This window comes from Amycolatopsis endophytica, from assembly GCF_013410405.1.
Classification (GTDB): domain Bacteria; phylum Actinomycetota; class Actinomycetes; order Mycobacteriales; family Pseudonocardiaceae; genus Amycolatopsis_E; species Amycolatopsis_E endophytica.
In genome coordinates this window covers 2,675,953-2,699,280 of record NZ_JACCFK010000001.1, presented here as the reverse complement: position 1 = coordinate 2,699,280, position 23,328 = coordinate 2,675,953, and the positions used below count along the sequence as shown (strand labels likewise).

At 66.5% G+C, this 23,328-nt stretch carries 25 protein-coding genes and 1 tRNA gene; 7 read left to right on the top strand and 19 right to left on the bottom strand.

Annotated features, from left to right (window positions below; genetic code table 11):
* Positions 1-37: 37 nt before the first annotated feature.
* The 5 genes from galT to HNR02_RS13445 form a co-directional block, all read right to left on the bottom strand.
* Positions 38-1,123, bottom strand: coding sequence for a galactose-1-phosphate uridylyltransferase (gene galT, locus HNR02_RS13465; protein WP_179773528.1), 1,086 nt, complete (start codon positions 1,121-1,123; stop codon positions 38-40).
* Positions 1,120-1,914, bottom strand: coding sequence for a DeoR/GlpR family DNA-binding transcription regulator (locus HNR02_RS13460; protein ID WP_179773527.1), 795 nt, complete (start codon positions 1,912-1,914; stop codon positions 1,120-1,122). Before HNR02_RS13460 ends, galT begins: the two co-directional genes overlap by 4 nt.
* A gap of 77 nt (positions 1,915-1,991) precedes the next feature.
* Positions 1,992-3,350 (bottom strand): sensor histidine kinase, encoded by a 1,359-nt coding sequence (locus HNR02_RS13455; protein WP_179775896.1) that lies wholly within the window; start codon positions 3,348-3,350, stop codon positions 1,992-1,994.
* A 68-nt stretch (positions 3,351-3,418) separates the two neighbouring features.
* Entirely contained in the window at positions 3,419-4,111 is a 693-nt protein-coding gene (locus HNR02_RS13450) for a response regulator transcription factor (RefSeq protein ID WP_094004502.1), read from the bottom strand.
* Positions 4,112-4,152: 41 nt separating this feature from the next.
* On the bottom strand, positions 4,153-4,806 hold the full coding sequence (locus HNR02_RS13445; RefSeq protein WP_179773526.1) for a response regulator: 654 nt from the start codon (positions 4,804-4,806) through the stop codon (positions 4,153-4,155).
* 200 nt (positions 4,807-5,006) lie between these two features.
* On the opposite strand from HNR02_RS13445, the gene HNR02_RS13440 reads away from it, so the two are divergent.
* A tRNA-Arg gene (locus HNR02_RS13440) sits at positions 5,007-5,079 on the top strand.
* 54 nt (positions 5,080-5,133) lie between these two features.
* Here HNR02_RS13440 and HNR02_RS13435 read toward each other — a convergent pair.
* The 10 genes from HNR02_RS13435 to HNR02_RS13390 form a co-directional block, all read right to left on the bottom strand.
* Positions 5,134-6,294, bottom strand: coding sequence for a site-specific integrase (locus HNR02_RS13435; RefSeq protein ID WP_179773525.1), 1,161 nt, complete (start codon positions 6,292-6,294; stop codon positions 5,134-5,136).
* Entirely contained in the window at positions 6,294-6,470 is a 177-nt protein-coding gene (locus HNR02_RS13430) for a helix-turn-helix transcriptional regulator (protein ID WP_179773524.1), read from the bottom strand. The genes HNR02_RS13435 and HNR02_RS13430 overlap by 1 nt, the downstream gene beginning before the upstream one ends.
* The gene (locus HNR02_RS13425) at positions 6,467-7,813 is read right to left on the bottom strand and encodes a replication initiator (RefSeq protein ID WP_179773523.1); all 1,347 of its coding nucleotides are present in this window, start codon (positions 7,811-7,813) and stop codon (positions 6,467-6,469) included. Before HNR02_RS13425 ends, HNR02_RS13430 begins: the two co-directional genes overlap by 4 nt.
* A gap of 165 nt (positions 7,814-7,978) precedes the next feature.
* Positions 7,979-8,656 (bottom strand): DUF2637 domain-containing protein, encoded by a 678-nt coding sequence (locus tag HNR02_RS13420; protein WP_179773522.1) that lies wholly within the window; start codon positions 8,654-8,656, stop codon positions 7,979-7,981.
* 16 nt (positions 8,657-8,672) lie between these two features.
* Positions 8,673-9,068: a hypothetical protein gene (locus HNR02_RS13415; RefSeq protein WP_179773521.1), complete on the bottom strand. Its 396-nt coding sequence runs from the start codon at positions 9,066-9,068 to the stop codon at positions 8,673-8,675.
* Positions 9,068-9,307, bottom strand: a complete 240-nt coding sequence (locus HNR02_RS13410) for a hypothetical protein (RefSeq protein ID WP_179773520.1) — start codon at positions 9,305-9,307, stop codon at positions 9,068-9,070. Before HNR02_RS13410 ends, HNR02_RS13415 begins: the two co-directional genes overlap by 1 nt.
* Complete coding sequence (locus tag HNR02_RS13405; RefSeq protein WP_179773519.1) at positions 9,307-10,671, bottom strand: FtsK/SpoIIIE domain-containing protein; 1,365 nt, start codon at positions 10,669-10,671, stop codon at positions 9,307-9,309. The genes HNR02_RS13410 and HNR02_RS13405 overlap by 1 nt, the downstream gene beginning before the upstream one ends.
* A 95-nt stretch (positions 10,672-10,766) precedes the next feature.
* Positions 10,767-10,952 carry a hypothetical protein gene (locus HNR02_RS13400; protein WP_179773518.1) on the bottom strand — a complete coding sequence of 62 codons (186 nt, stop codon included), beginning with the start codon at positions 10,950-10,952 and terminating at the stop codon, positions 10,767-10,769.
* 1 nt (position 10,953) lies between these two features.
* A complete protein-coding gene (locus tag HNR02_RS13395; RefSeq protein WP_179773517.1) occupies positions 10,954-11,223 on the bottom strand; it encodes a hypothetical protein in 270 nt (89 codons plus the stop codon).
* 620 nt (positions 11,224-11,843) lie between these two features.
* Positions 11,844-12,227 carry a hypothetical protein gene (locus HNR02_RS13390; RefSeq protein WP_179773516.1) on the bottom strand — a complete coding sequence of 128 codons (384 nt, stop codon included), beginning with the start codon at positions 12,225-12,227 and terminating at the stop codon, positions 11,844-11,846.
* Positions 12,228-12,372: 145 nt separating this feature from the next.
* Here HNR02_RS13390 and HNR02_RS13385 point away from each other — a divergent pair, with 145 nt between their 5' ends.
* A complete protein-coding gene (locus tag HNR02_RS13385; protein ID WP_179773515.1) occupies positions 12,373-13,200 on the top strand; it encodes a hypothetical protein in 828 nt (275 codons plus the stop codon).
* 3 nt (positions 13,201-13,203) lie between these two features.
* A complete protein-coding gene (locus HNR02_RS13380; RefSeq protein ID WP_179775895.1) occupies positions 13,204-13,998 on the top strand; it encodes a hypothetical protein in 795 nt (264 codons plus the stop codon).
* 466 nt (positions 13,999-14,464) lie between these two features.
* Here the strand turns inward: HNR02_RS13380 and HNR02_RS13375 are convergent, their stop codons facing one another.
* Together HNR02_RS13375 and HNR02_RS13370 are read right to left on the bottom strand one after the other, a co-directional pair.
* Entirely contained in the window at positions 14,465-15,034 is a 570-nt protein-coding gene (locus HNR02_RS13375) for a hypothetical protein (RefSeq protein WP_179773514.1), read from the bottom strand.
* 12 nt (positions 15,035-15,046) lie between these two features.
* Positions 15,047-16,087, bottom strand: coding sequence for a hypothetical protein (locus HNR02_RS13370; protein ID WP_179773513.1), 1,041 nt, complete (start codon positions 16,085-16,087; stop codon positions 15,047-15,049).
* Positions 16,088-16,388: 301 nt separating this feature from the next.
* Between HNR02_RS13370 and HNR02_RS13365 the strand changes: the two genes are divergently transcribed.
* From HNR02_RS13365 to HNR02_RS13355, 3 genes are all read left to right on the top strand, one after another.
* On the top strand, positions 16,389-16,715 hold the full coding sequence (locus tag HNR02_RS13365; protein ID WP_179773512.1) for a DUF6247 family protein: 327 nt from the start codon (positions 16,389-16,391) through the stop codon (positions 16,713-16,715).
* 22 nt (positions 16,716-16,737) lie between these two features.
* A complete protein-coding gene (locus HNR02_RS13360; RefSeq protein WP_312860992.1) occupies positions 16,738-16,977 on the top strand; it encodes a hypothetical protein in 240 nt (79 codons plus the stop codon).
* Between the two features lie 550 nt (positions 16,978-17,527).
* Positions 17,528-18,529 (top strand): hypothetical protein, encoded by a 1,002-nt coding sequence (locus HNR02_RS13355; protein WP_179773510.1) that lies wholly within the window; start codon positions 17,528-17,530, stop codon positions 18,527-18,529.
* 397 nt (positions 18,530-18,926) lie between these two features.
* Here HNR02_RS13355 and HNR02_RS13350 read toward each other — a convergent pair whose 3' ends face one another.
* On the bottom strand, positions 18,927-20,081 hold the full coding sequence (locus tag HNR02_RS13350) for an acyl-CoA dehydrogenase family protein (RefSeq protein ID WP_218902839.1): 1,155 nt from the start codon (positions 20,079-20,081) through the stop codon (positions 18,927-18,929).
* Between the two features lie 7 nt (positions 20,082-20,088).
* On the opposite strand from HNR02_RS13350, the gene HNR02_RS13345 reads away from it, so the two are divergent.
* A complete protein-coding gene (locus tag HNR02_RS13345) occupies positions 20,089-21,018 on the top strand; it encodes an AraC family transcriptional regulator (RefSeq protein ID WP_179773509.1) in 930 nt (309 codons plus the stop codon).
* A 680-nt stretch (positions 21,019-21,698) separates the two neighbouring features.
* Here HNR02_RS13345 and HNR02_RS13340 read toward each other — a convergent pair.
* Positions 21,699-23,183, bottom strand: a complete 1,485-nt coding sequence (locus HNR02_RS13340) for a peroxidase family protein (protein ID WP_218902837.1) — start codon at positions 23,181-23,183, stop codon at positions 21,699-21,701.
* Positions 23,184-23,328: the final 145 nt, after the last annotated feature.

The window sequence follows — 23,328 nt, the reverse complement described above, 5'->3', positions numbered from 1 at the left end:
CCCAGCCTGAGGGTCACGCATGAGTATGCCGCCGGATTCAGCCCGCCGCGCGGAGGCGTTGCGCGATCTGCTCCGGCGTGGCGTCGTTGATCCAGACCGCTTCGCCCGATTCCGACCCCGCCAGGTACTTCAGCTTGTCCGGCGCACGCAGGATCGAGAACAGCTCGAAGTGCAGCCAGCCCAGCTCGCGGTCGATCCGGACCGGCGCCTGGTGCCATCCGGCGATGTAGGGCAGGGGGCGGTCGTAGAGCTTTTCGCAGCGGCGCAGGACGTCGAGGTAGACCTCGGCGAAGTCGTCGCGCTCGGCGCCGGTCAGCGCGGGGATGTCCGGAACCTGCCGGTGCGGCACGATCTGCACGTGCACCGGCCACCGCGCGGCCGGCGGGACGAACGCGGTCCAGTGCCTGCCCTCCGCGATCACGCGCGTGCCCACCTGGCGTTCCGCGGCGAGGACGTCGCCGAGGACATGACGGCCGTGCTCCTCCGAGTAGGCGCGGGCCACGTCGAGCATGCGCCGGGTCTTCGGGGTGACGAACGGATAGCCGTAGATCTGCCCGTGCGGGTGGCTCAGCGTGACACCGATCTCCTCGCCCCGGTTCTCGAACGGGAAGACCTGTTCGAGGCCGTCGATCCCGGACAGCGCCGCCGTGCGGTCGGCCCACGCGTCGACGACGGTCCGCACCCGCGACGCGCTCAGGCCCGCGAACGATCCATTGTGGTCACTGGTGAAGCAGACGACCTCGCAGCGCCCCTTGCCCGGCGCGGTCCGCACCAGACCGAGATCGTCCAGTGTGGACTGAGGACCGCTCGCACCCTCCTCGAACGAGGGGAAGCGGTTCTCGAACACGACCACGTCGTAGTCGGGCTCGGGGATCTCGCTGGGCTTGCCGGGCTTGCTCGGGCACAGCGGGCACAGGTCGGCGGGCGGCTTGTAGGTGCGGGTCTGCCGGTGCGCGGCCATCGCGACCCACTCGCCGGTCAGCGGGTCGAGGCGGATCTCCGAGCTGGCGGCCACCGCGGGCAGGTCACGCGTGTCCTCGGCGGTCCGCGGCGCGGTGTCCTCGCCCTCGTCGAAGTAGATGATCTCCCTGCCGTCGGCAAGGTGGCGAAGCGTCCGCTTCACTCTTCCTCCGTGTCCTCGTTGACGGGTGCGACCTTCAGTTCACCCACATGCTCGGCCAAGACGTCACGCGCCGCCTCTCCGAGGCCGTCGTCGGTCACCACGACGTGCGCCTCATCCAGTTCGGCGATGGTGGAGATGCCGACGACCCCCCATTTGGAGGAGTCGGCCAGCACGACGAGCCGGCGCCCGGCCTCCACGAGCGCCCGGTCGGTCTCGCTCTCGGTCAGGTTCGGCGTCGTGAACCCCGGGCCCTCGGCCACCCCGTGCACGCCGAGGAAGACCAGGTCCAGGTGCAGGCGGCGCAGGCTGTGCACCGCGACCGGGCCGACCAGCGCGTCGGAGGGCGTGCGGACGCCACCGGTGAGCACGACGGTGCGATCCGGCGCGGTCGACGCGCGGAGCACGTCGGCGACCTGGATCGAGTTCGTGACGATCGTCAGTCCCGGCACGTCCCCGAGAGCGCGGGCGAGGGTCCATGTGGTGGTGCCCGCGGACAGGCCGATCGCCGTGCCGGGCCGGACCAGTTCAGCCGCGGCGGTCGCGATGGCCTCCTTCTGGGCCCGCTGCCGCACGGACTTGGCCTCGAACCCCGGCTCGTCGGTGCTCGGGCCGACCACGGCGGTCGCGCCGCCGTAGACCTTTTCCACCAAACCGCGCCCGGCGAGCACGTCCAGATCGCGGCGGATGGTCATATCGGACACGCCGAGCCTGCTGACCAGGTCACTCACCCGGACAGCGCCGGTCCGCCGAGCCTCTTCGAGGATCATCGCCTGCCGCTGCCGCGCCAGCACCCGTCACTCCCATCGCCCCATCAACTACACAAAATCCTACACGAATCAACACGTGTGGCGTGGGTGGTGTTCGGGGGTCAGCCGGGTGTGCCGGGCAGCCGCAGGCTCAGCAGCGCACCGCCCTCGGGCGCGCGGCCGGCGTAGGCCACTCCGCCGTGCCGTTCGGCCGCCTGCTTGACGATCGCCAGTCCCAGACCGGAACCGGGCAGCGTGCGAGCCTCCGACGAGCGGTAGAAGCGGTCGAACACACGCGGCAGATCCTCGTCGGCGATGCCGGGGCCGGAGTCGGCGATCTCGATGACGGCCGTCCCGTCGCCCAGCGGATACATCCGCACGCGAACGCGCGAACCGTCCGGCGAGAACTTCACCGCGTTGTCCAGCAGGTTCAGCACCGCTCGTTCCAGCGCACCGGCGTCGCCGATGACGTTCCACGGCTGCAGCGCCACGTCGAACTCGATCTCGCCGGCGCGACGACGGGCCCGGTCGAGGGCGCGTTCGACGACCTCGACCAGCTCGACGCGCTCGAACGCGGTGCGCGGCTCGTCCTGGCGGGCCAGCTCGACGAGGTCGCCGATGAGCTGGGTCAGTTCGTCCAGCTGGGCCTTGATGTCGGCCTCGATGTCGGCGCGGTCCTTCTCCGACAGCGACGGCGCGCCCGAGCGGCTCGCCGACAGCAGCAGCTCCAGATTGGTGCGCAAGGACGTCAGCGGGGTGCGCAGCTCATGGCCGGCGTCGGCGACCAGCTGTCTCTGACGCTCCTGGGAATCGGCGACGGCGCCGAGCATCACGTTGAAGCTGTGCGTGAGCCGGGCCAGTTCGTCGTCGCCGCTGATCGGGATCGGGCGCAGATCACCCGTGCGTGCGATGTGCTCGGTCGCCGAAGTCAGCCGTTCGACTGGCCGCAGTCCCGTGCGCGCCACGGCCGTGCCGGCGAGCGCGGCGACCACGATCCCGCCGCCGCCGATCAGCGCGAGCACCACCGCCAGCTCGCGCAGGGTCTGCTTGGTCGCGTCGAGTGGTTGCGACAACACGAGCGCGACGCCCGGCTGGTAGCGGTAGGGCACGGCGAGGACCCGCGAGTCGGTGGCCTGGTCGGTCCGGAACGACGACGCCCGCTGGCCGCTGGCGACCTCCCGCTCGTCACCGCTGACCGGTGGCCGCATGGACGGCGCCGACTCGAACGCCGACGAGCCGTCGGCGACGATCAGGTCGAAGCGCACGTCGACCAGGCGGGTGATGTAGGTGGGGATGCGCAGGCCGCCGGTCTGCACCACCTGCGGATCGTTGATGACGCTGTTCGCCTGCTGCACCAGCCCGTCGTCGACCTGCTGGTAGAGGTTGTTGTAGACGGTGATGTAGGCACCCATCGACACCAGCGCGAGCACGCCCGCGACGCACGCGGCCGCCAGGAGCGAGACACGCGCTCGCAGCGACATCCGCCGCGGGGCCGGCTGCGTCTCCTGGTCGACGCGGATCACGGGCACCGGCTCGGCCACGGCTTGGCTCACGGTGGCGTTTCCCGCAGGACGTAGCCGACGCCGCGGACGGTGTGGATCAGCCGCGGCTCACCACCGGCTTCGGTCTTGCGGCGCAGGTAGCCGACGTAGACCTCGAGGGCGTTGCCCGAGGTCGGGAAGTCGTAGCCCCACACCTCCTCGAGGATGCGGCCGCGCGTGAGCACGTGTTTCGGGTACGACATGAACAGTTCGAGCAGCGCGAACTCGGTGCGGGTGAGGCTGATGTCGCGGTCGCCGCGGCGGACCTCGCGGGTACCCGGGTCGAGCGTCAGGTCCGCGAAGGTGAGCTTCTCGGCGTCCGGCGGCGTCTGGGCCTCTCGGGAGGCGCGGCGCAGGAGCGCGCGGAGGCGGGCGAGGAGTTCCTCCAGCGCGAACGGCTTCGGCAGGTAGTCGTCGGCGCCGGCGTCCAGGCCGGACACGCGGTCGGACACCGTGTCACGTGCGGTGAGCACGAGGATCGGCAGGTCGTCCCCGGTGCTGCGCAGGCGCCGGGCCACCTCCAGCCCGTCGAGGCGGGGCATCATGACGTCGAGGATCATGGCGTCCGGCCGGTCGGCGATGACGCGTTCGAGTGCCTGCGCGCCGTCGCCGGCGAGTTCCACCTGGTAGCCGTTGAACTCCAGCGACCGCCGCAGGGACTCCCGGACGGCCCGGTCGTCGTCGACAACGAGAATGCGCATGTGGACAGTGTTGCGGACGGTGCTGAGACCCGCCTGAGAAGCTACTGGTCCAGCAGCCCGCCGCGGTAGGCGAGGAGCGCGGCCTGGACCCGGTTCGCGGCGCCGATCTTCGACAGGACGGCCGACACGTAGCCCTTGACCGTGGCCTCGGACAGGTGGAGCTTGCCGCCGATCTCGGCGTTGGACAGGCCCTGCCCGATCAGGCTGACGACTTCACGCTCCCGCTCGGAAAGTGAGGCAAGTAACTTGCGCGCGGGCTGCGCGGCACGCTGCCCCTCGCGATGCGCGCGCACCATGCGCGCCGCGACGCCCGGATCGAGGACGGCGCCTCCCTTGGCGAGGTCGCGGATCGCCCTGAGCAGCGCGGCGGGCTCGATATCCTTGAGGAGGAACCCGTTCGCGCCCAGCCGCAGGGCCAGGCTGACATACTCGTCCATGTCGAAGGTGGTCAACATCGCCGCGCTCGGCGGGTTGGGCAGTTCGAGAATCGCGCGGAGCGCCCGGATCCCGTCGTCGGGCGCCCGCATCTTGATGTCGAGCAGCACGACGTCCGGATGCAGGCGCCGGGCTGTCTCCACCGCGGATCGCCCGTCGTTCGCCTCACCGACCACCTCGATGTCCGGCGCACCCGCCATCATGCCCCTCAGGCTGGCCCGCACGAGATCCTCGTCGTCGGCGAACATGAGCTTGATCAACTAAGCCCTCCGAACGGTCGGTGGAGCGGGGGTGTCCGCATCCCGGTCACGGAAGGTTACCCAGTGGTAGCGCGGGAGTCGATACGCTGATCACCCAGGCCGGTTGTGCCTTTCGTCGGACCGCCCGCGACTGTTGCCCGCCGCGGAGGCGAAGGTCACGCTCATGGGCAGCGGCGGGACCCGCTACGCTGGGTCGGCCAGCCCTCGTAGCTCAGGGGATAGAGCACCGCTCTCCTAAAGCGGGTGTCGCAGGTTCGAATCCTGCCGGGGGCACAAAGCCCCTGGTAGTTCCGTTGACCAGGGGCTTTGTGCTGTTCCTCCCCATGCTTAACCCTCGCTTTTCGGCTTCTCGGCAGGGGGACGAACCGCCAACGCGGGGCCAGCGCTCTCCCCCACGACTCCGCGCTCCATGTAGTCCTCCTGGGTCGTGCTGATCCGCTCATGGCCGAGGTAGTCGGCGATCTCTCGCGCGGTCAGGCCCGCCGAGTCGAGCACGCCCGCCACGTAGTGCCGGAAGTCGTGCGGGTGCAGCCCCTTGAACGGCGTCCCTGCCACTACGGCACGGATCCGAGATCGGGTGTTGTCCGGGTCCCGCAGTGTGCCGGTCGCCGAGGGAAACACCCAGGGCGAATCCGACTCCGCGTAGCGCCGCTTGAGGATGTCGAGGACCCAAGTCGGCGGGCGGACGGTCCGCATGCCTGCCCGGCTCTTGGTGTGGTCTTGGACGAACAACCCCTTGCCGGTCACACGGATGACCGTGCCGTGGAAGCGAACGGTGCCGGCCTCGAAGTCGATCGACGTCCTCCAATCGAGCGCCAGCAGCTCGCCTATCCGGCAGCCGAGACCGGACAGGACGTCGACGATGTCCACGAGATCCCAGCGTTGCGCCTCCTCGGAAGCGTGGAAGACACCGAGCACGCGGTTGATGGTCTTGTCGTTGACCAAGCGTTCCTTCTTGCGGTTCTTCTTGCCCAGGCTCTCGATCTCCCGCACGGGGTTCTTGTCCAGGGCATCGTGTCGGACCACGAGCGCGAAGATCCCCGACAGGACGACCTTGGTGTGGGATGCCGCTCCCCTGCCGTGCCGGTCACGAACGGTCGTGATGATCCGGTTGATCGTCGAGACCCGGACGTCGTTCACCCGCAACTGGCCAACGGCATCCCGGAGATAGCGATTCCACGTGTCCCGGTACTCCCGCTTCGTCCGGGCGGCCTTATCCGACTCGTCAACATCCCTGAGCCACATGTCGGCAGCGACCGCGACCTTGGTCTCGGGCTTGATCTCGCCGTCCGAGGAGCGGCGCGCTCGATCGCGCAGCGCCTCCAGGAGGTTGTTCGCGGCCTTCGCCTTGGTCTCGCCGACCCTTTCGACCGGGCGGGTCACGCCGTCGAAGTCCTTGTAGTTGGCGATGGCGCGCCAGGTGCGGTCCGAAATCTTGTACGCACGGATCTTGCCCCAGGTGCCGAGCGGCAGCGGTGGCCTGCCCATCAGGCCGCCCCCTGTTCATCGACCCAGGCGTCCACGTCCTCCTGGCGGTAGCGCACGTACTTGCCGATCCGCCGGCCTTGCGGCCCGTAGCCCTTGGTGCGCCACTGGTAGAGCGTGCCTTTGGGGACTCCGAGGTATGCGGCGACGTCCTCAATGGACAGCAGTTTGCGGGTCATGGCTGGTCCTCCTTCTTGGTCACACGGTTGTCGCGTTTGCGCTGGTAGATGGCTTCGGCGAGTTCACGTTCTGCGTCGTCGGCGTGGCCGTTGCCGGTGTAGTTCCAGTGGTTGATCACGACCACGGAGCCGGGCTCGACGCCGAGGGCTTCCAGCGCCGCGTGGTGCTGGAAGGTGCGACGGACGCCGCGGAGCTGGGTGAAGGTCAGCGAGTAGCGCTGGCTTTTGGTGAGGAAGTGACCGCGAAAGCCGAGCATGTGTGCCCAGCGGCGCAGGAACGCGAGGTCTTCGTTACCGCCGAGCTGCCAGGCCGTGCGGATCATGCGCTTGTGGTGCGGGTGGACCTTGAGGTGCTCGATGTGGCGTTCGGAGTGCACCCGCCGGTCGGGGGTCTCGCTGGTCGAGGTGCCCTTGGTGGCGTACTTGGCGATGTAGCCCGCCAGCGCCTGGTCCGTCAGGTTGCCGTGCCCGTCCTCGACCTGCTCGGGGCGATGGATGACGCGGATGTCGAGCTGCTGGCCCCAGGTGAACGTGTGCTCTTCGGTCTGCCCGTCGAGGTCGAGGGTCTTGGTGACCTGCGCGGTTTGCGCGGCGGCGCGCACGGCGTGTTCGAGCGAGTCTGTGTCGCCCCAGTTCGGTGCCAGGTCGTCGGGTCCCTCCGGGCCGTCGAGGCGGATGACGGCGTGGAAGTGGACGAGCCCGCGGCGCTGGTACTCGGCGACCTTGGCGTAGGACAGGCGGGCGTGCTGCGGGAAGTCCTTGACGCGGATTCCGGCGGCGGTGGCGAGCTCACGGCGGAGGCGAATGGTGAAGCGGTGCCACAACTCCCCCGCGTGTCCCTGCCACAGCACCGCGCCGCGATAGTCGTAGGCGTCCGGCGCGATCGCGGTGCCCAGTCCGGGGTCGTCGTCGTGGTGGAACCTGCCGCACGGGCAGGGACGGGGCTTGCCGTGCCGGGTCGTCGGCCGGGTGTGGACCGCGCCGAAGCTCGGAGCCGTGAGGGTGACGAACAGCCGCGGCTTGTCGGCTACGTCGGCGGGGATGGCCTTGCCTCCGGCGACTCCGGCGCGGATGAGCTGGAAGGCGTCTCCGGCGTAGCGGTCGGAGCAGGCCGGGCAGACCGAGGCGCGGCGGTTGCCGCACGGGGCGTAGATCGTTCCGGCAAGCCGGTCGAGCACGGTGCCGGTGGTGCGGTCGATGAGCTTGCGGAAGCCGGAGAGGTGGACGGGTTTGAGGCACCCGCCGGTGGCCTCGACTCGTGACCGCCAGCGCCGGTAGTCCGGGGCGGTGAGCCGCTGCTGGATCCGAGCGGCGAGGTCGAGGTTGAGGGATACATGGGGCATGGACAGCCTCCAGAGGTTGTGCAGACGTGAGGAAGGGCGGGCCAGCGCGGCGGTTGGTGCCGGTGGCCCGCCCTTCGTGGTGCGCGGCGCGGTTAGCGCCGAGCGGACGGGGTAGTGATCTTGTGGCTTTCGGGGGCCAAACAGCGCGCCCCCGGAAGCCCCTGGTCAGGTGGTGACGGGGTGGTGGTTGACGCGGGTGTTCAGCTCGTCGAGCAGGGCGGTGAGCATCGCGTCGGGCAGTTTCACCGCGGTGGACAACTCGTCGGCGGTGACCGGGCGTCCCGCGGCGTGCGCGGCCTCGGTGGTGCGGGTGACGGTGTCGCGGACTCCGGCCGGCAGTTTCGCCAGCGTCGAGCCCCGCACCGGTGCAGGTGTCGAGGGCGGAGCCGGTGCCGTGGATGTGGCCGGTGCGGGTGCCGCCGGGGGCTCAGGTGCGGTGTCGGCGGGTGCGCGACGCATGAGGAGCTTCACCACCACCAGGAATCCCAGAGCGGGCATCGCGGCGAGCAGCCAGCCGCCAGGGGTCGGTTCGGCCAGGGCGACCTGGGCGGTCATCTGAATCCCGAACCCGGCCACCAGGACGACCATCGGGAAGGTGAGGAACCGGGTGTTGCCGCGCTGGTGGTCACGGCGGACCTCGAACCCGGCCACGATGGCGATGCCTTCGATGACCACGGCGTCGGCCCAGGCGAGCCACCCGGCTTGTCCGTGGTGGACGGCCCAGTCGTGGGTGTGGGTGAACCCGGCAGCCGCGCCGATCCCACCGAGCACGACGGTGACCAGCACCCGCACCACCTCCACCAGCCGAGTGCCGGTGCCCCGCAGGGTGTCCGCCTTGGACACGGTGATTCTCCTTCCGTCAGTAGGGTTTGAGCGCGGACCAACGCGACAGCAGGTTCCTGCCCTGCCTGGTAAGCCGCAGCGGCGAGACCGGCCGCCGGATGGCTCCGTGGAGGCAGGACACGGTGTCGCGGGCGGGGCAACGTTCGACATAGCGGCCCGCCAGGAGGGCGTGTACCGCGTCTTCGTCGGTGGCGATCCGCACGCGGTCGGTGTCCTCGAACAGCACGACCCGATCGGAGTCGTCCAGCAGCCCGTACCGGCCGTCCTGCACCTCCGCCAGCACATCCTGAGCAACACCCGGGTTCACCATGGAACGTGTGCGCTTGCGGGGCCGCGGCGGCAGGGACGGCCGTGCCGGTGCGGGTGTGTCGGTGGTCGACGGGGCGAACAGGCCGAACTGGTCGTTCACCATCACGGCCGCCGGTCAGGTCGGCCCGCGACCCATTCGTTGACCTCGTGCCGGTAGCCGGTGCCGTGCGCTCTCCACTCCCGGTACAGGCCCACGGTGATCACAGCCCAGACGCCGATCGTGATCGCGGCGGCGAGTGTGAAGCCCCAGAAACCGGTGATCACCGCCCGTTCGATGACCAAGGCCAGGAAGCCGAGGCCGGTGACTTTGGTCCAGGACCACAGGAACCGCAGGGTCAGCATCAGGCCACCACCCGCAGGTCAGCACCGCGCCAACCAGCCCGCACGAACTCCACCAGCTCATCCAGCTCCCGGTCATCGACGTAGGCGGCCCGGACGCGCATGGGAACGCGGGAGCGCTGACGGATGACGTAGCCGATGCCCGAGGTCTCCGCGACGTTGGGGATCTCGTCGGCCAGCGCGCCACGGAGGCGAGCGTTTTCACCGAGCACCATGTCCACGTGCGCGGCCGAAGTGACCCGCAGGCACACCCTGGTAGTGAACAGGTCCCGCACGGGCACGGTGTCCTTGGTCGGTTCCTGCACCAGCCCGATCATCGAGTGCCCGGTAGCCCGTCCCTGGGAGCCGACCAGGGCCAGTTGACGCTTGAGACTGCGGGCGGTGCCGCCGTCACCGTAGGCCAGCAGAGCGCCCATCTCGTCGAGGATCAGCAAGTTCAGCGGCGTGATCGGCGACGGGGTGATCTTGCGTTTGCCCTGCTCGGCCAGGCTCCGCTGGGTAGCCTGCATGTCCTCCACGTACTCCTCGACCAGCGCGGCACACTCGCCTTCGTCCGTGGCGTAGCGGTGCGCGATCCCGGCGAGCTTCGCGAACTCCATCTGCTTCGGGTCGCAGATCCACAGCCGCACCGACCCGTCCCGGATCATCGGAGCCAGCCCCCGCAGCAGGGCGTTGACCACGGAGTTCTTGCCCGCCCCGGTGGTGCCCGCGACGAACAGGTGCTGCCCCAACGTCGCGAGCCGCCAGTCCACGCCGTACTCGGTCTCACCGACGTAGAGGCTGGTCAGCTCCACCGCATCCGAGTCGTAGGGCATCTCGGGTGCCTCGATCACCTCAGTGAAGGACTCGGAGCGCTCGACGACCAGGGCGATCAGCAGCGGCTTGACCCGCTCAATCGCGATCCGCTCGACCTTGAGCGCCTCGGTCAGCTCCGGCAGCTTGGCTTCGAACTGGCGCAAGTGCTGCCCCGGGTGCAGCTTGACGTAGAGGGTGTCCACGCTCGGGCTGTACGAGCGGATTCGAACCAGGCGCGGGATGTGCAGTTCGCCGGTCTTGCGGTTGGTGGTGAACAGGTCGCACGCGATCAGGGCGTTGCGCCAGCGCCGTCCGAGGTAGGTGACCCAACGGCGACGCCAGGCCCGCATCCGCGGTGCGGCGAACCGGTCGAAGGTGTCCGGGTGTGCTCGATACCAGGCGCCCAGACCGGCCGCGGTGCCGCCGAGGATGCCGCCGGTGGTGGCCCAGCCGAGTTCGAGACCGGAGGCGGTCACCGCGGCCGGGGTGAGGATGCTTCCCGGGTGCCGGCCGATCCACGCGACTGCCTTGACCTCCGCGCCCTTGGCGCGCTTGGAGAATTCCGTAGCCATTGCTGTGAAGTCCCTTCCAGAGACAAAAAGGGACCGGCCCGCCACCCCCGTGGTTGTTGGTGGTCGAGCCGGTCCCTGCTGCTGTGTCGTTGTGGTTAGTCCTTGATCGCGGCGCGGGAGTCCGACAGTGCGACGGTCAGCTTGGCGACGGCTTTGGCCATCCGGTCGTGGTGGCCCTTGAAGCCCTCCCGTCGCACCGGAATGCCCTTGATCGCCTGCCGGAGCTGCCGCATCGCGGCATCCACCGCATCGAGCGCCCGGTCCACCTGATGCCCTGCCACCTCAGACCCTCCAATCACGGGAGACGAGCTCGGTCTCGTACTTCTTCGCCACCGTCCGCAGACGCTCCAGCTCATCGGTGGCCTGCGAGCGGAACCCCTTCAGCTCGTCCTGCGTGGCCACCGCCCAGCCGGAGCCCTCGTCCTGGTGTTTGTCGTCGACCTTCTCGATCAGCCCGGTCAGGCCCTCCAGCGCTTCCAACACCAGGTCCATCGCGGTCACGAAATTTCCGTAACGCTCCCGCGCCCGTTTGTTGATTGCCTGGATCTGCATTCACCTCACTCCTTTCGTCTTTCCATGTCGAGCGCATCAGCCATCGCGTCCAAATCGCAGCCGAGATGTTCACAATGCGCGAGAACCAGTTCCGCGGCGCTGAACCAGGTCAGTGCGTCCGGCCCGTACTCGACACAAGCCGGACAGACCGTGGCGCAGAAGACGCCGACCAAGGTTGAGTAGGTGGCGACCGCGAGGTCATCGTCACCACCACAATGAGAACACCGGTCTGCACAAGGGCAATCCCTCGTGTTGTCCACATCCAGCACAGCGCGCTCACGCCGCCCGCTGCGGCCCGTGCGGGTCGAACGTCGACAGCCCACCCGGCTTGCTCTCCTCCTGGCAGTACCAGTCATCACCGTCGATCCAGTCCCGATTCCGCATATTCCAATACCTCGATTCATATCGTGGTAGAACCCCAAGATCCCCGGACGAACACGCCGGGAATCAAGGCGCGCCACCACAAAAGGCGCGAATTTTGGCATGGATCGGCCCACTGTGTAATTCTCAAACAACGAAAAAGTGCGCTGGCCCGACTCGAACGGGCAGCCGCACACACGGGCAGCGCTCCAGGGCGTTGGAGTGCGATCGCGACCGGACGCCCGCCGGTCTATGCCGGGCTACGCGGCGGACGACAGACCGCGCTGCCCGGCAGGCTTGAGACCGTCCGCCTTGAACCACAGGCCCGAGGCGGTGATGCGGCCGTTGTCGTCCCGCATCTCGTAGGTGTTGAGCACGGGGTTGATCAGCTCGACGTATCCGCCCTCTTCGAACCCGTCGCCCGGGTCCGCGGCGAGGTTGACGCGGATCTCCTCACCCTTGCCCGGACGCTTGCCAGGCTGAGCGATCGGCTTGGCGAACAGCACCACTACGAACTGGACCTCGCCCTTGCGGTTGGTCACCGTCTCCAGTTCGCCGGTCTGTGCGTTCTCCCGCATTTTCATGGTCGGGGCCTCCGTGACCATCAGCCGGTAGTTGCCCAGGTTGATCGAGATGTCTTGCATTGCTGTCGTCCTCCAAGTGCTGACCCCGGGTCGGTGTAGTCCCCCTAAACTCCCGAGGCAGGTAGTCGTCTGTCGTTGTTGAGGGGGTCTAAACACGAAGATAGGCACCCTCGCGCTCGGTGTCAAGGGGGTCTAAACTCCCGCTATGGACAGCGAGAGCGAGTTCGAGAGTGTCCGCATGGACCCCGACCCGATTCGCCGAGGTCAACGTGCCTCATCGCTGCTCATGCTTTACCAACAGCGCGCTACGGAGCTGGCTCGTCTGCGGAAGGCTGCGATCGAGGAGGCGCACCGTGAGCGCGGACTGAGCTACACCGAGATCGCCGCAGCACTCGGGATCACCAAGGGGCGAGTTACCCAGATTCGGAGCAGTGCCCCTCCGCGCGAGCGAGCGTTCTTCGGCGTTGGCCCGGTCAGCATTGGCGTTCCGTACCGCTACCAGACGACCGACCGTGAGCGACCCTTGATCGCTGCTGAGGATGCCCAGACCGGCGAAGAGCTGGAACGGCTGCTCGACAGCTTGACGCTCGCCGTCACCCGGTACCAGATCGAGCCGGACCGGGAAGAGCCGCCGGCCGGTGACTCCGTGGTCGTGTGCGGTCCCAAGTCGGCACCCGTCGGCGCGGACCTGATGTCCCGGGACCCGGTGCTCGGGATGGTCAAGGCGGATGGACGCTGGTGGATCGAGCACCGTCCGACGGGGGAGCGGTACGGGTCGCCGAGCGACGAGCCGGAGCCGCGGTCAGCGGATGTGGCTTATGTGGCACGCCACCACGAGGCGGAACGTGTGATCGTCCATATCGCGGGCATCCATGGGATTGGCTCCCTGGGGGCCACGCACTACTTGACCGCGCATCTGGCCGAGGTGTTCGCGCAGGTGGGGGACCAAAGCTGTTCCCTGGCGGTGCGTGCGACATACGAAGGACTGACCATCACCGGCAGCGAGCTTGCCGCCGGTCCCTACGTCTGGTGAGTGATGCGAGTAGCCACGGCCCAGCTCCCACCCAGTGAGGACAGCGACGACAAGATCTTCACGACCTCGAACGCCGTCATCGTGCTCGATGGCGCATCCGCTTTCGTGCCGGTGCCGGTTCCAGCTTCGACCTACGCCGACTGCCTCGGGCGCGAACTCGTCGCCTGCTTGACCGCGCACCCGGAGGCAGATCTCCGAGCGGTGCTGGCCGAGGCCATTGAGCAGTCCGCCAAGGCTCTTGAGCTGGAGCCGGGGAAGTCACCGTCCAGCACCGTGACGATGCTCCGTGAGTCCAACGGTGTGGTCGATGTGCTGCGTCTGGGCGATAGCGTGGCGGTGCTGCCGCAGGGGGTCCTGACGGACGAGCGGATGGACGACCTGGACCTCACTCCGCGGCGGGAGTACCGGCAGCGGCTGGCGGACGGCGGGGGTTACGACGAGACGCACCGGGCCCTGCTGCGAGAGCTACAGACCCAGCAGGGCAGGTACCGCAACCAGGACGGCGGGTTCTGGATCGCGGAAGCCTCACCGGAAGCCGCTCAGCACGCCCTCGTGAGGCATCACCCGGCGTCCGCTGTGCCCTGGGCCGTCCTCGCGACTGACGGCGCATTCAACACGATGACCCACACTGGCGTGACCGACTGGCCCGCGATCTCACAGAGCAGCGCCGACGAGCTTGCCGCCATCCTTGAACGCTGCCAGCAGTGGGAACGGGACCAGGACCCCGATGCGCGCCAGTTCCCCCGAGCCAAGCGGCACGACGACAAGGCCATCGCTGCTGTGCGGCTGAGTTCCTGAGCCGGTTGACCACGGAGCCCCCGGAGCTTCCCGGCCTTGGGCCACGGCGTGCGTGTTCAGAGTTTCCTTACTTGTTCAAGGCGGCCCCTGCGGGGCCGCTGATCCGGCCCCCATCCTGTCGAACCGCCAGACGCGGGCGTGCGGCTGGCGCCGGTCCCGCGTGGCGGTTCGACGGAGGCCGGGCGGCCCCACAGCCGCCGCAAGAGGAAAAACCAAGATGCCCTCGCCGGGCAGGCAGGCTCCGGGATGAGCAGGGACCGCAGGCCACGTTGCGCTGGCAGGGTGGGCGCTTGGTGGTCATCCCGTCGCCTGATCTGATGGCTATCACGCCGCGTTGGGGCCGCAAGGTTGGCAAGTTCGGCCGGCGGATGAGCACGAAGGTTGCGGCCCCAACACGGCGTGATCGAGACGCCATCAGGCGACGGGATGACCACCAAGCGCGATCTCTGTAAGAGCCTTAAGTGCACTATGCGGGCCTGCGAGGAACTGGTTCCGAATCGGGTTTCGCCATGAAGTCAGACATGAACAATTCAACGTAAATTCCAAGAAGTCTCCGCAAGACAGAAGAGAAAGAAACAAGCAGGTGGAGCAGTAGCCAAACAGCGATTCCGGATGCGATGTTCGCGACGACCGAATCGCTTGTTAGTTCCGGCCAGGAAGCCATCAGCGCAAGCATCAGAGCAAGCACCATAGCGATGACGCAAACATGGAGAGCTCCAACTGCGGATGACGCCACGAGTTCCTTAAGCCTGACACGCGTTCGATAGTCAGCCGTTTCCTGGATCTTTATTCGGAGGTTAGAAAGGTAAACGAAAGCGCTAAGCATGGTTCCGACAAGGAGGGAGGTCGCAGCAAGAAGCTGCGGGACACCGCCGAGTTGCAATCGAAATGCAATGAAAGTAACCAAAGCTGCGGTTGGAAATCCATAGAGAAGACCGCGCTCTGCCCAATTCAACCGACGAGAGTCAGGCCCATGAGTCGCTCGGCTATTGTAAAGAAAAATGGGCCATGGATTGAAACGCTGCAGCTTATCCATCTCGCGTAAGTCCTAATCGGCAATCTTTGGACGCCAGTCGGCAGCAACGTCCACGTTGAGCAAGACCAGCGAGTCATGCGCTACAGGAAGGACCTCGTCGACAAACTCGCTTTCACTCAGGCGTTCATCAGTCTCAATTGGGTAGGTGAATTTCGGCCATCCCGACGAGACTTCCAGCTTTCTCTCTCGCCCATCTTTAACGGTAACAATGTTTTCTTCATCGAAGTCATCGTCACCAAACGGTGAAATTACGCCAACTATTCCAGCAAGCCGCGGCCTCTGTGACGGATTTTTGGCGATCTCCTTCAAGACCTTAGTGATTTTTCTCTTCGGCTCAGAGTTGTCTACCAGATCAATCTGCAGCCGTGCACGCTTGAAATTCTCCGTCGTAAAGTGCGTACGGTCATTAGCTTTATTTGACTGGACTAACTCAATCGATGTCACATTCACATTGTCTTCACTGAGGAATTCGTTCCAAGCATTAGCATCGACAGTATCCGACGTGACCCGAAGCTTCAGTCCAGAAGGTTGCAAGTGAAAGTTGATTTGCCGAAGAGTCTGCGCGGTCAGATGCGAGCGCCCCTTAATCTCTGAAATCAGGAGCCCTCGATCACCATATGGCGGAATTATGAGAAGCATATAGAAATCACTAAGAACAGCATCAGAACGCTTTATCAGCCTCGGGGCCTCTTCAATATCTTCTGCATCGACGTCGATCACCTCGCGAGGTTCGCCGAATTCCCCGCCTTTGGTTGTAAGCAGGACTCCCCACGCACTGCTTCGCACTCCTGAGATTCGCGTATAGTGTCCGCGCTTCTCATCTTTTTGCCCCGCAGCTTTAGCAGTTTCAGCCGCTTCAAGCACCGTCACACGAAGCCCGCCCTTAGATTCCGGCTCCGTAAACGCAATCCGGTCAGTCTTCCGAAGTGGCGTCGCGTAAACTTCCATCACTCTGTAGCCATACGCAGTCAATTTTCCACCCTCAGTCGCGTCGATCAGACTAAGAGCGTCTCGCAATTGCTGGTAACCCGTCAAGAAGATCACCGCCGCCATCTGTTATCCGCAAGGAGTCGAACATACGTTCGGCTACTTGTCAAGTATGAAGTAGCGTTTGACATCGTTGCTCCCGATTCGGTGAGTCACTCACGAACTGTTAGTCACTCTGCGTGCATGGTCGAATACCAGGCTACTGCGCGCCTGTGACAATTTGAGCCGGCCGCGCTTTGCGCTTCACCGCTAGCAGCGATCACACGTGCACCTCATCAGTGTCGTGAGATACCGCCAGCCTGGGCCTTCTTCCAGGTCCCCCAGCGTTCCGCTTCAGCATCTGGCACCTGCTGGGTACCCTGTGTACGTGACTGCCGCTGCTGCGAACCACGGCCCCACTCCCGACCAGGGGCGTTTCGACTCGCCTCGGGAGATTCGGGCTGCGTTGCTGCCCGAGGAGGTCGGTGCCTTCGATGCGGCGTACCAGCAGGCCCTCAAGCTGGCTTCGGAGACCCTGAGCCTTGAGGCCCTGCAACACACGCTGTCGAGTTGGCGGCGCATCGCGCAGATGACCCAGGCTGACCCCGCCGGCCACCGCAGGATGCTGGCGCAGGCGAAGCGGACACGAAGCACCGGGCAGCTGCCCGACGACGCGGTCGACTGGAACCAGTTCCGGACTGAGCTGGGCGTCTGACCCGCACGTGGCCTACCGCATCGTGACGGACTCGCGCGTCCGTGACCAGATCCGCGCCCTACCCGCCGAGGCACTGCCGATGATCGCCGAGGCGATGAGCGTCCTCGAACTGACTCCGTGGAACGGCCGGCCCTACAACGCAGCCGAGCCCGACGGGTGGATGCGACACCTCGACCTCCACGAGGGTCGCGGCTTCCTCACCTACCTCGTCCTTGAGGATCAGGACCGGGTCGACGTGCTCAACGTGACCTGGTTCGGCTAGCGCCTGCACGACCCTGCCTCCCACGCTTTACCCTCGCCAATCAACGGCAGATGACCTCACCCGAGGGCGAGCGATACTGATTTGCAGAAGCGATCAGGCCAGATCACGTACGCTGTCGGCAGTTGACCAGCAACGACAGCAGACGTTCCCCCATAAAGCGGGTGTCGCAGGTTCGAATCCTGCCGGGGGCACAAACGAGCCAGTGCTCGAACTGCACGAACTTTTGCAGCACGACCAGCGATGATGACTCGATCGTTACTTCGCGTCCGGTGGACCAGGGCGTCAGCTCAATGCCGACTTCGGCTCAGCTCGGTCGAACAGGTTCGAAGTGGTCACGTCGCCGAGCCACCGCAGGTAGTTGTCGGGTCGCCGCGGTTCGGGTACCGTCACATGCTGGCAAGGGGTTCGGGATTGCGCCTGAACCACCGCCGACTTCCACTCTGCAGCAAGGAGCGCGGGATCGTGCCTGCGCTACCGCTGTCCAGCCTTTTCCCTCTCACGGCAGGTCAACGTGTCCAGCGGGGACGTTGATCGGAAGGACACGTCGACGATGACCATCTACTCTCAACATCCCCAGCGGGGGAAGGTTCAGATCTTGGCCTGCTACCGCGCACCGTGCGGTGTGGTGTCGTCAACCGTGACCAGCGTTGATTCCGCCCTGACGGCGGCACCGATCGTGGACGCCCTCAACCAGATCTCTGCTTGCGCGTCGGTTCCGGTGAGCGTGTACGACATGCGCGGCAGCGACTTCAACCACTACCCAACGGGGCACCTCGCCGCGCTGACCGATCGAGATGCGCGCGCCAGCCTGCTCGAAGGCACGCACAGCCTGTGGTACGAGCAGGTGATGTGGGTTCTCCATGAGGCTTTGACGGACCTCGATGATGCAACGGTGTCGGTACCGGCGCCGATCCGCATGGCCATAGACGCGGAACTGGAAACCGAAGCCCGCTGGCTCCGTGCCGCGCTGGCCGAATACAGAGAGGGCGTCGAGGTTCCCGACGACGAAACCCAGCGCGTGTGGCACTTTGAGGACCCGTTCGTCGCCTACGACGGTGGATGGGTCGGGCTCGGCCGCCGGGACCGCGAAATCCTGGACCGTCTCGAAGCAGACGCCACCGGCCAAGAACTCGACGACGCTATCGTGGATCTGCGGCTGCTGCTTGACGTTTACGCACAGCTTGACATCGGCGACCTTCAACTCCAGCTGGACGATCTGTCGATCATCGCGGAACCGGAGAATCCTGACGGCTTCTTCCTCAACGTAGAGGCTCCGCTGCCTAGCGGCAAATACAACCGAGTGCAGTGGGGCGTGGCAATCGACCGATGGGAGGCAGACGAAAGGGACGACGAGGGCTACCCCACGGACTCACATGGCGAACCGGTCATCCGCTGCGTGCTCACCGACCGACCAAGCATCACCGATGTCGTCGCACTGCTCAAACTCGCCACGAGTCAAGAGCAATTGGAGATTTGGACGCGAACCCCCGTCGGCGAGACTTTGGCCAATACCGCTTTCGCTGTCACCAAGCGCTACAACCACAACGCCTGAATAAGCGCCCGTGGGTGGTGGCCCTTTTTGGGCACCACCCACGGACGCCGCAGACCCAGTAACCGTGCAGTTCCGCTCCTCACCGTCGCCGGGTGATCAAACAACCACTACTTTTCGTGACAGCGAGGTGATCTCAGCGACTTTATGTGATGCGGCCGTGTTCGTGGTGGGTGAGGACGAGTGGGGGGCCTCGATCAGCCGCATCATCGCCTCTTTCCGCGCCATGGCCAAAACCACAACGCCAATCAGGCGACAGAACCCGCACCACCACCCAACCAGGTGTGTCGCAAGCCCCGAGACACAAACTGTGTCAACTCAGGTGAGACTGAGCACTCGATGTCGCCGTCCATGACCCAGTCGGGAGCCGATCGCGCTTGACGTTGTCGGCGACAGCCGGTCACGCCGGGAGGTCTTCTCCGGCCATCGTGACGCCGAACCTCTCGGCGGCGAGGTACGGGTTCAGGTGGGGGTGGCGGCTGCCGACGGAGATGTCGCGCCAGTACCGCTGGAGCGCGTTCGTGTTCTGGAATCCGCTCATCCCGTGGAGATCGAGCATTCGCTCGACCGCGGACCGGCAGTCGCGGCCGGCGTCGGCGAGGTCCATGTGCAGGCTCGATCGGTCCGCCTCAGACAGCTCGACGGAGTCCGCAGCCCTGGCGACGGCGAGCATCGTGGTCTCGGCGCGGTTGACGAGGTGGACGGCCTCGGCGAGCCAGTGCCGGGCTCCTGGTGACTCTCCCATCCTGGTGTAGCTGGTCGTGAAGGGCTTGCGGCCCGAGCCGAACATCGTGACGATCGCGTCGAGCGCGCCACGGGCGGCGCCCACTATCGGCCCGAGCACTGTGAGCGCGTGCAGCAGTAGGTCGGCAAGCGAGAAAGACGCCGTCGCCGCGACCCGAGCGGCCGGGATCAGAAGGTCGTCGGCGACGAGGGTGTGGCTGCCCGTGCCTCGCATGCCGGCCACACGCCAGGTGCGCTCGATGGTCAACTCCGCCACGGGAACCAGCGCGAAGCAGAGCGTGCCTTCGACCTGCAGACCGAGCACTGCCCACGCCGAGTCCTCGCATCCGGACACGTTGGGCCAGCGGCCCGTGACGCGGACGCCCTCGGGCACCCGCGAGGCATCGGCGGGGATACCTGATCCGCAGAAGAGCGCGTCCGGGTCGGCGAAGACCTCGCTCGCCAGCGAGCCCGGGAAACACTTGGCGGCGATGTTCTTGGCGGTCACGCAGGTACCGACGACCCAGGCCGTGGACGGGCAGCCCCGGCCGAGGCTGGCCAGGGTTGTGGCCATGGTCTCCGCGCCGGCCCAAACGCCTCCCAACTCCCGAGGTGTCCGCAGCGCCAGAGCCTTGTTCTCGCGCACGGCTGCCAGACTCTCCACGGTCGGGCGGGCGCCCTGTTCGGTCTTCTCGGCCTGGGCGCGCAAAACGCCGACGATCTCGTCGGCTGAGGAGTAGTCGATCACGGCATCGATCAAAGCAGCGACCTCGTGAAGGGGGCCATACGCGACCCGCGCACGTTCATACGAGCCTGTGCGCGTCGGTAGCATCGGTTGTATGGACCTGTTGAGTGCTGTGATCCGCACCGTCCGGGTCGGTAGCGCAAGCGGGCGCGTGATCAAGCAGCCGATGTCCAGCGGCATCAAGCTTCCCGCGTTCAAGGGCACCGGGTTTCACATCATTCTCCACGGTGACTGTTGGCTGATCACGGAGAACGAGGAACCGGTCGCTCTGAAGCCCGGCGACGTCGTACTCACGTCGTCCGGCGGGGAGCACAGCCTCAGTCCCTTCCCATGCGCGCTGGACGCGCTGCCGGCCTTGGTGCCGGGTACGGACTCGCCGCCTGGACCGTATGCGTTCGAGTTCGTGTGTGGTGCCTATCGACTCGAACATGGTCAGTCCTCGCCGTATCTGCGAGCGTTGGCCGACCTGATCGTGGTGTCGCCGGACTATGACCGGCACCCCGAGATGCGGGCACTGGTCGACCTGCTCGGCGCAGACCTTTCCGGCGCGCGGACCGGTACCGGCGCGACGCTGCCCGCATTGCTGGATCTGATCCTGGTGCACGTGTTGCGCGAATGGTCTGAGCAGAACGACATGGGCGAGTGGCCCCGGACCGACGACCCGCGGATCGACGCGGCTCTGCAAGCGATCCATGACAACCCACAGCGGCCGTGGACCGTGCAGCGGCTCAGCGAGACCGCAGGACTGTCGCGAACGGCGTTCAGCAGGCGCTTTGCCGCTGCTGTCGGGCAACCGCCGATGAGCTACCTGATCAGCTGGCGGCTGAGCCGTGGTGCGCAGCTACTGCGGGACACCGACGCTCCACTGGCTTCGATCGCCCGACGGGTCGGGTACGCGACCGAGTTCGCGTTCGCCGGCGCGTTCCGCCGCGAGTACGGAGTGTCGCCTGGCCGCTTCCGCCTCCAGCCGGCGACGAGCTGCCTCGCCGACGGCGTCTCGGCGGAGTCTGCGGACGCGCGGTGAGTCGCCGCCGGTTCTCGCGTGCTGGGGCATCGTGACTGAGTGTCCGGGCGGCTTCCTTTGCACCAGTCGAGGTGGCTGCGTACTCCTGTGACCGATCAGTGCCGCGATCCCAGTGCTTCAGTCTGCGAGGGGGACCGCCGATTCGAGCACTAGGGAACCGGCACACACCGAGGAGATGCTGCCGTTCCCCGCGAACGGCGAGCCGCTGTTGCTCCTGGTCCGGCCGGACCGCTACGTCTGTGCCGCGTTCCGCCCTGGCGACGCCGATCGAGTCGCCGCCCGGCTGACCCAATATCCACCCATTTCAAGTCAAGGAGAGTGACATGGGCTTGCACATCTCGCGCCACATCACGCTGGGCTCTTCCGGGTGTGCGGGTGGAAGGTCAACTCGTCGCCGTCGATGCGGTGGTTGCCGTCGGTGCCGGGGGCGAAGCCGTGTCGCCATAGCGTTTGCTTCTATTTCGTGTGCCATGCCCGCACTGTGCCGAGCACGGATCACCATTCTCCCCGCCGCTCATCGGTCCCGCCGTGAGCAGTCCGGCCGAGCAGCGCACCATCACCGTCACGAACCGCGGCGAGGACACCGAGGGCAGGAGCGGTGGATACCGGAACCGCCCAGGCAGCAAATCAGCCCCGGCCGCGGGTGCGACCGGGGCTGATTCCGGGATTCGGCGCCTGACTCAGTGCTCGTCCAGCACTCCCGCCACCCGGAGCAGGTCGGCGATACCGAACGAGCCCTCGCGGCGTCCGAGGGTGGGTTGCCAGGCCGGGAAAGCAGACCGGTAGGACGTCGGGTCGGCGTCGAGGAGTCCGATCAGGACCTCGGCCACCAGGCGGCTTCCCACCGGGCCCAGGTGACGGCCGTCGGCAAGCACCTCGGCTTCCTTGAGGATGTAGTACCACAAATAGATCGGGCCGTCGGTGCCCAGCTGCTCGTCCGTCAGGGGCGTCTCGCCGATCTTGCGGGCCACGTCCTGGCCCGACGGGAGGCCCTGGGCTTCGCTGCGCAACAGGTTCCGCACGACGAGCGAGGCGACCGGGCGGGCCAGGGCACCTTCCTTCGCACCGGGCACGGCACTGACCGGGAGGTCCAGCAGCTGCGTGTTGAGGGTGGCGTCGAGGCGTTTGGCGAACTGGAGGTCGCCGCGCTGACCGACATCGAAGAAGAAACGCCAGTCGACCGCGTGCTCGGCGTCGACCGGGCCGCCTCGCAGGTCCGTGCGGGGCGCGGTCGGGGCCTCGGGATCGTCCGGGAAGATCTTGCCGGCGAAGTTCTCGTTCACCCGGTAGCTCGAACGGATCGTGGGGTGGCCCATGCGGAACGCCGCCACCGCGAACTCCGCCGGGATGAACGGCCTGTCGCCGGGACGGTAGAACCGCGGGCCGTGCCGCTCGATGTCGCGGACGACCTTCTCGTCCGCCACCGTCGGCAGGAACTCGTGCACGATGATCCACTGGTAGTGCCACCGCACGAGCTGCTGGGCGCTCGCGAACACGTCGTTGTAGTAGTTTTCCACGTCCAGCAACTGGTCGAGCGTCGCCGTCGGCTGCTCGTGGTCCGGCTCGTCCGGAGGCTTCGGCGGGACGAACTCGCCGAGCGCGTCCGTGATCTTCCCGTCCCGCAACAGGTCCACGACCCGGTTGTGGAACTTCATCAACGTGAGGTGCAGCTGCGCCAGCAGCATGTTCTCGTCGTTGCGCGGATCCCCGATCAACGCCACCCCGTCCGCGGTGCGGGCGAGGTCGACGCCGTCCTTCGAAATCGCCAACTTCGTCGAAAACGAGGCCGGATCGTACAAATGCGCACTCACCACCGGGCCGGTGCCGTACACGTTGTCCATGTCCAGCCGCGGCGACCGGAAGTCGACGAGACCGTCCGGCTGGGCGTGGCGGTCGAACGACGACGTCGCGTCGAGCGTCAGATCGTGGTCGATGAACTGGCCGAAATACGTGAAACCCGAAGGGAAACCGTGGTTCTGCTGGTCGTCGGTGGTCTGCCCGCCGTCCATCAGACCACCGGGAAGGCCGAACTTCTTCGCCATCTCCAAACCGGTCGCCTTGCGGGCCTGCAACGTCGGGAACATTCGGCCGAACGCGCCCGCCGTGCCCTGTGAGCCGGGCGGAATGGACAGACCACGGGACAAATAGCCGTGCTGAATCGACATGTGTGCAACTCCCCCAAAATGATAGAAAACAATGCGTGACCACCCGTCCCCACGGACGGTCACACATACCCCAGTGCACAAAACGCTACCAGGAAACGGTCGGGGCGTACAGGGATTCAGACGATGCGCACTGTCCGTTGATCGA

Bases quoted from the DNA above. Each gene is read 5' to 3' on its own strand.
- HNR02_RS13350 (WP_218902839.1), bottom strand. From the start codon at position 20,081: ATGCTACCGACGCGCACAGGCTCGTATGAACGTGCGCGGGTCGCGTAT.
- HNR02_RS13435 (WP_179773525.1), bottom strand. From the start codon at position 6,294: ATGGGCAGGCCACCGCTGCCGCTCGGCACCTGGGGCAAGATCCGTGCG.
- HNR02_RS13450 (WP_094004502.1), bottom strand. From the start codon at position 4,111: ATGCGCATTCTCGTTGTCGACGACGACCGGGCCGTCCGGGAGTCCCTG.
- HNR02_RS13425 (WP_179773523.1), bottom strand. From the start codon at position 7,813: ATGCCCCATGTATCCCTCAACCTCGACCTCGCCGCTCGGATCCAGCAG.
- HNR02_RS13380 (WP_179775895.1), top strand. From the start codon at position 13,204: ATGCGAGTAGCCACGGCCCAGCTCCCACCCAGTGAGGACAGCGACGAC.
- HNR02_RS13390 (WP_179773516.1), bottom strand. From the start codon at position 12,227: ATGCAAGACATCTCGATCAACCTGGGCAACTACCGGCTGATGGTCACG.
- HNR02_RS13405 (WP_179773519.1), bottom strand. From the start codon at position 10,671: ATGGCTACGGAATTCTCCAAGCGCGCCAAGGGCGCGGAGGTCAAGGCA.
- HNR02_RS13375 (WP_179773514.1), bottom strand. From the start codon at position 15,034: ATGGATAAGCTGCAGCGTTTCAATCCATGGCCCATTTTTCTTTACAAT.
- HNR02_RS13345 (WP_179773509.1), top strand. From the start codon at position 20,089: ATGGACCTGTTGAGTGCTGTGATCCGCACCGTCCGGGTCGGTAGCGCA.
- HNR02_RS13455 (WP_179775896.1), bottom strand. From the start codon at position 3,350: ATGTCGCTGCGAGCGCGTGTCTCGCTCCTGGCGGCCGCGTGCGTCGCG.
- HNR02_RS13395 (WP_179773517.1), bottom strand. From the start codon at position 11,223: ATGCAGATCCAGGCAATCAACAAACGGGCGCGGGAGCGTTACGGAAAT.
- HNR02_RS13415 (WP_179773521.1), bottom strand. From the start codon at position 9,068: ATGGTGAACGACCAGTTCGGCCTGTTCGCCCCGTCGACCACCGACACA.
- HNR02_RS13340 (WP_218902837.1), bottom strand. From the start codon at position 23,183: ATGTCGATTCAGCACGGCTATTTGTCCCGTGGTCTGTCCATTCCGCCC.
- HNR02_RS13430 (WP_179773524.1), bottom strand. From the start codon at position 6,470: ATGACCCGCAAACTGCTGTCCATTGAGGACGTCGCCGCATACCTCGGA.
- HNR02_RS13370 (WP_179773513.1), bottom strand. From the start codon at position 16,087: ATGGCGGCGGTGATCTTCTTGACGGGTTACCAGCAATTGCGAGACGCT.
- HNR02_RS13385 (WP_179773515.1), top strand. From the start codon at position 12,373: ATGGACAGCGAGAGCGAGTTCGAGAGTGTCCGCATGGACCCCGACCCG.
- HNR02_RS13355 (WP_179773510.1), top strand. From the start codon at position 17,528: ATGACCATCTACTCTCAACATCCCCAGCGGGGGAAGGTTCAGATCTTG.
- HNR02_RS13410 (WP_179773520.1), bottom strand. From the start codon at position 9,307: ATGCTGACCCTGCGGTTCCTGTGGTCCTGGACCAAAGTCACCGGCCTC.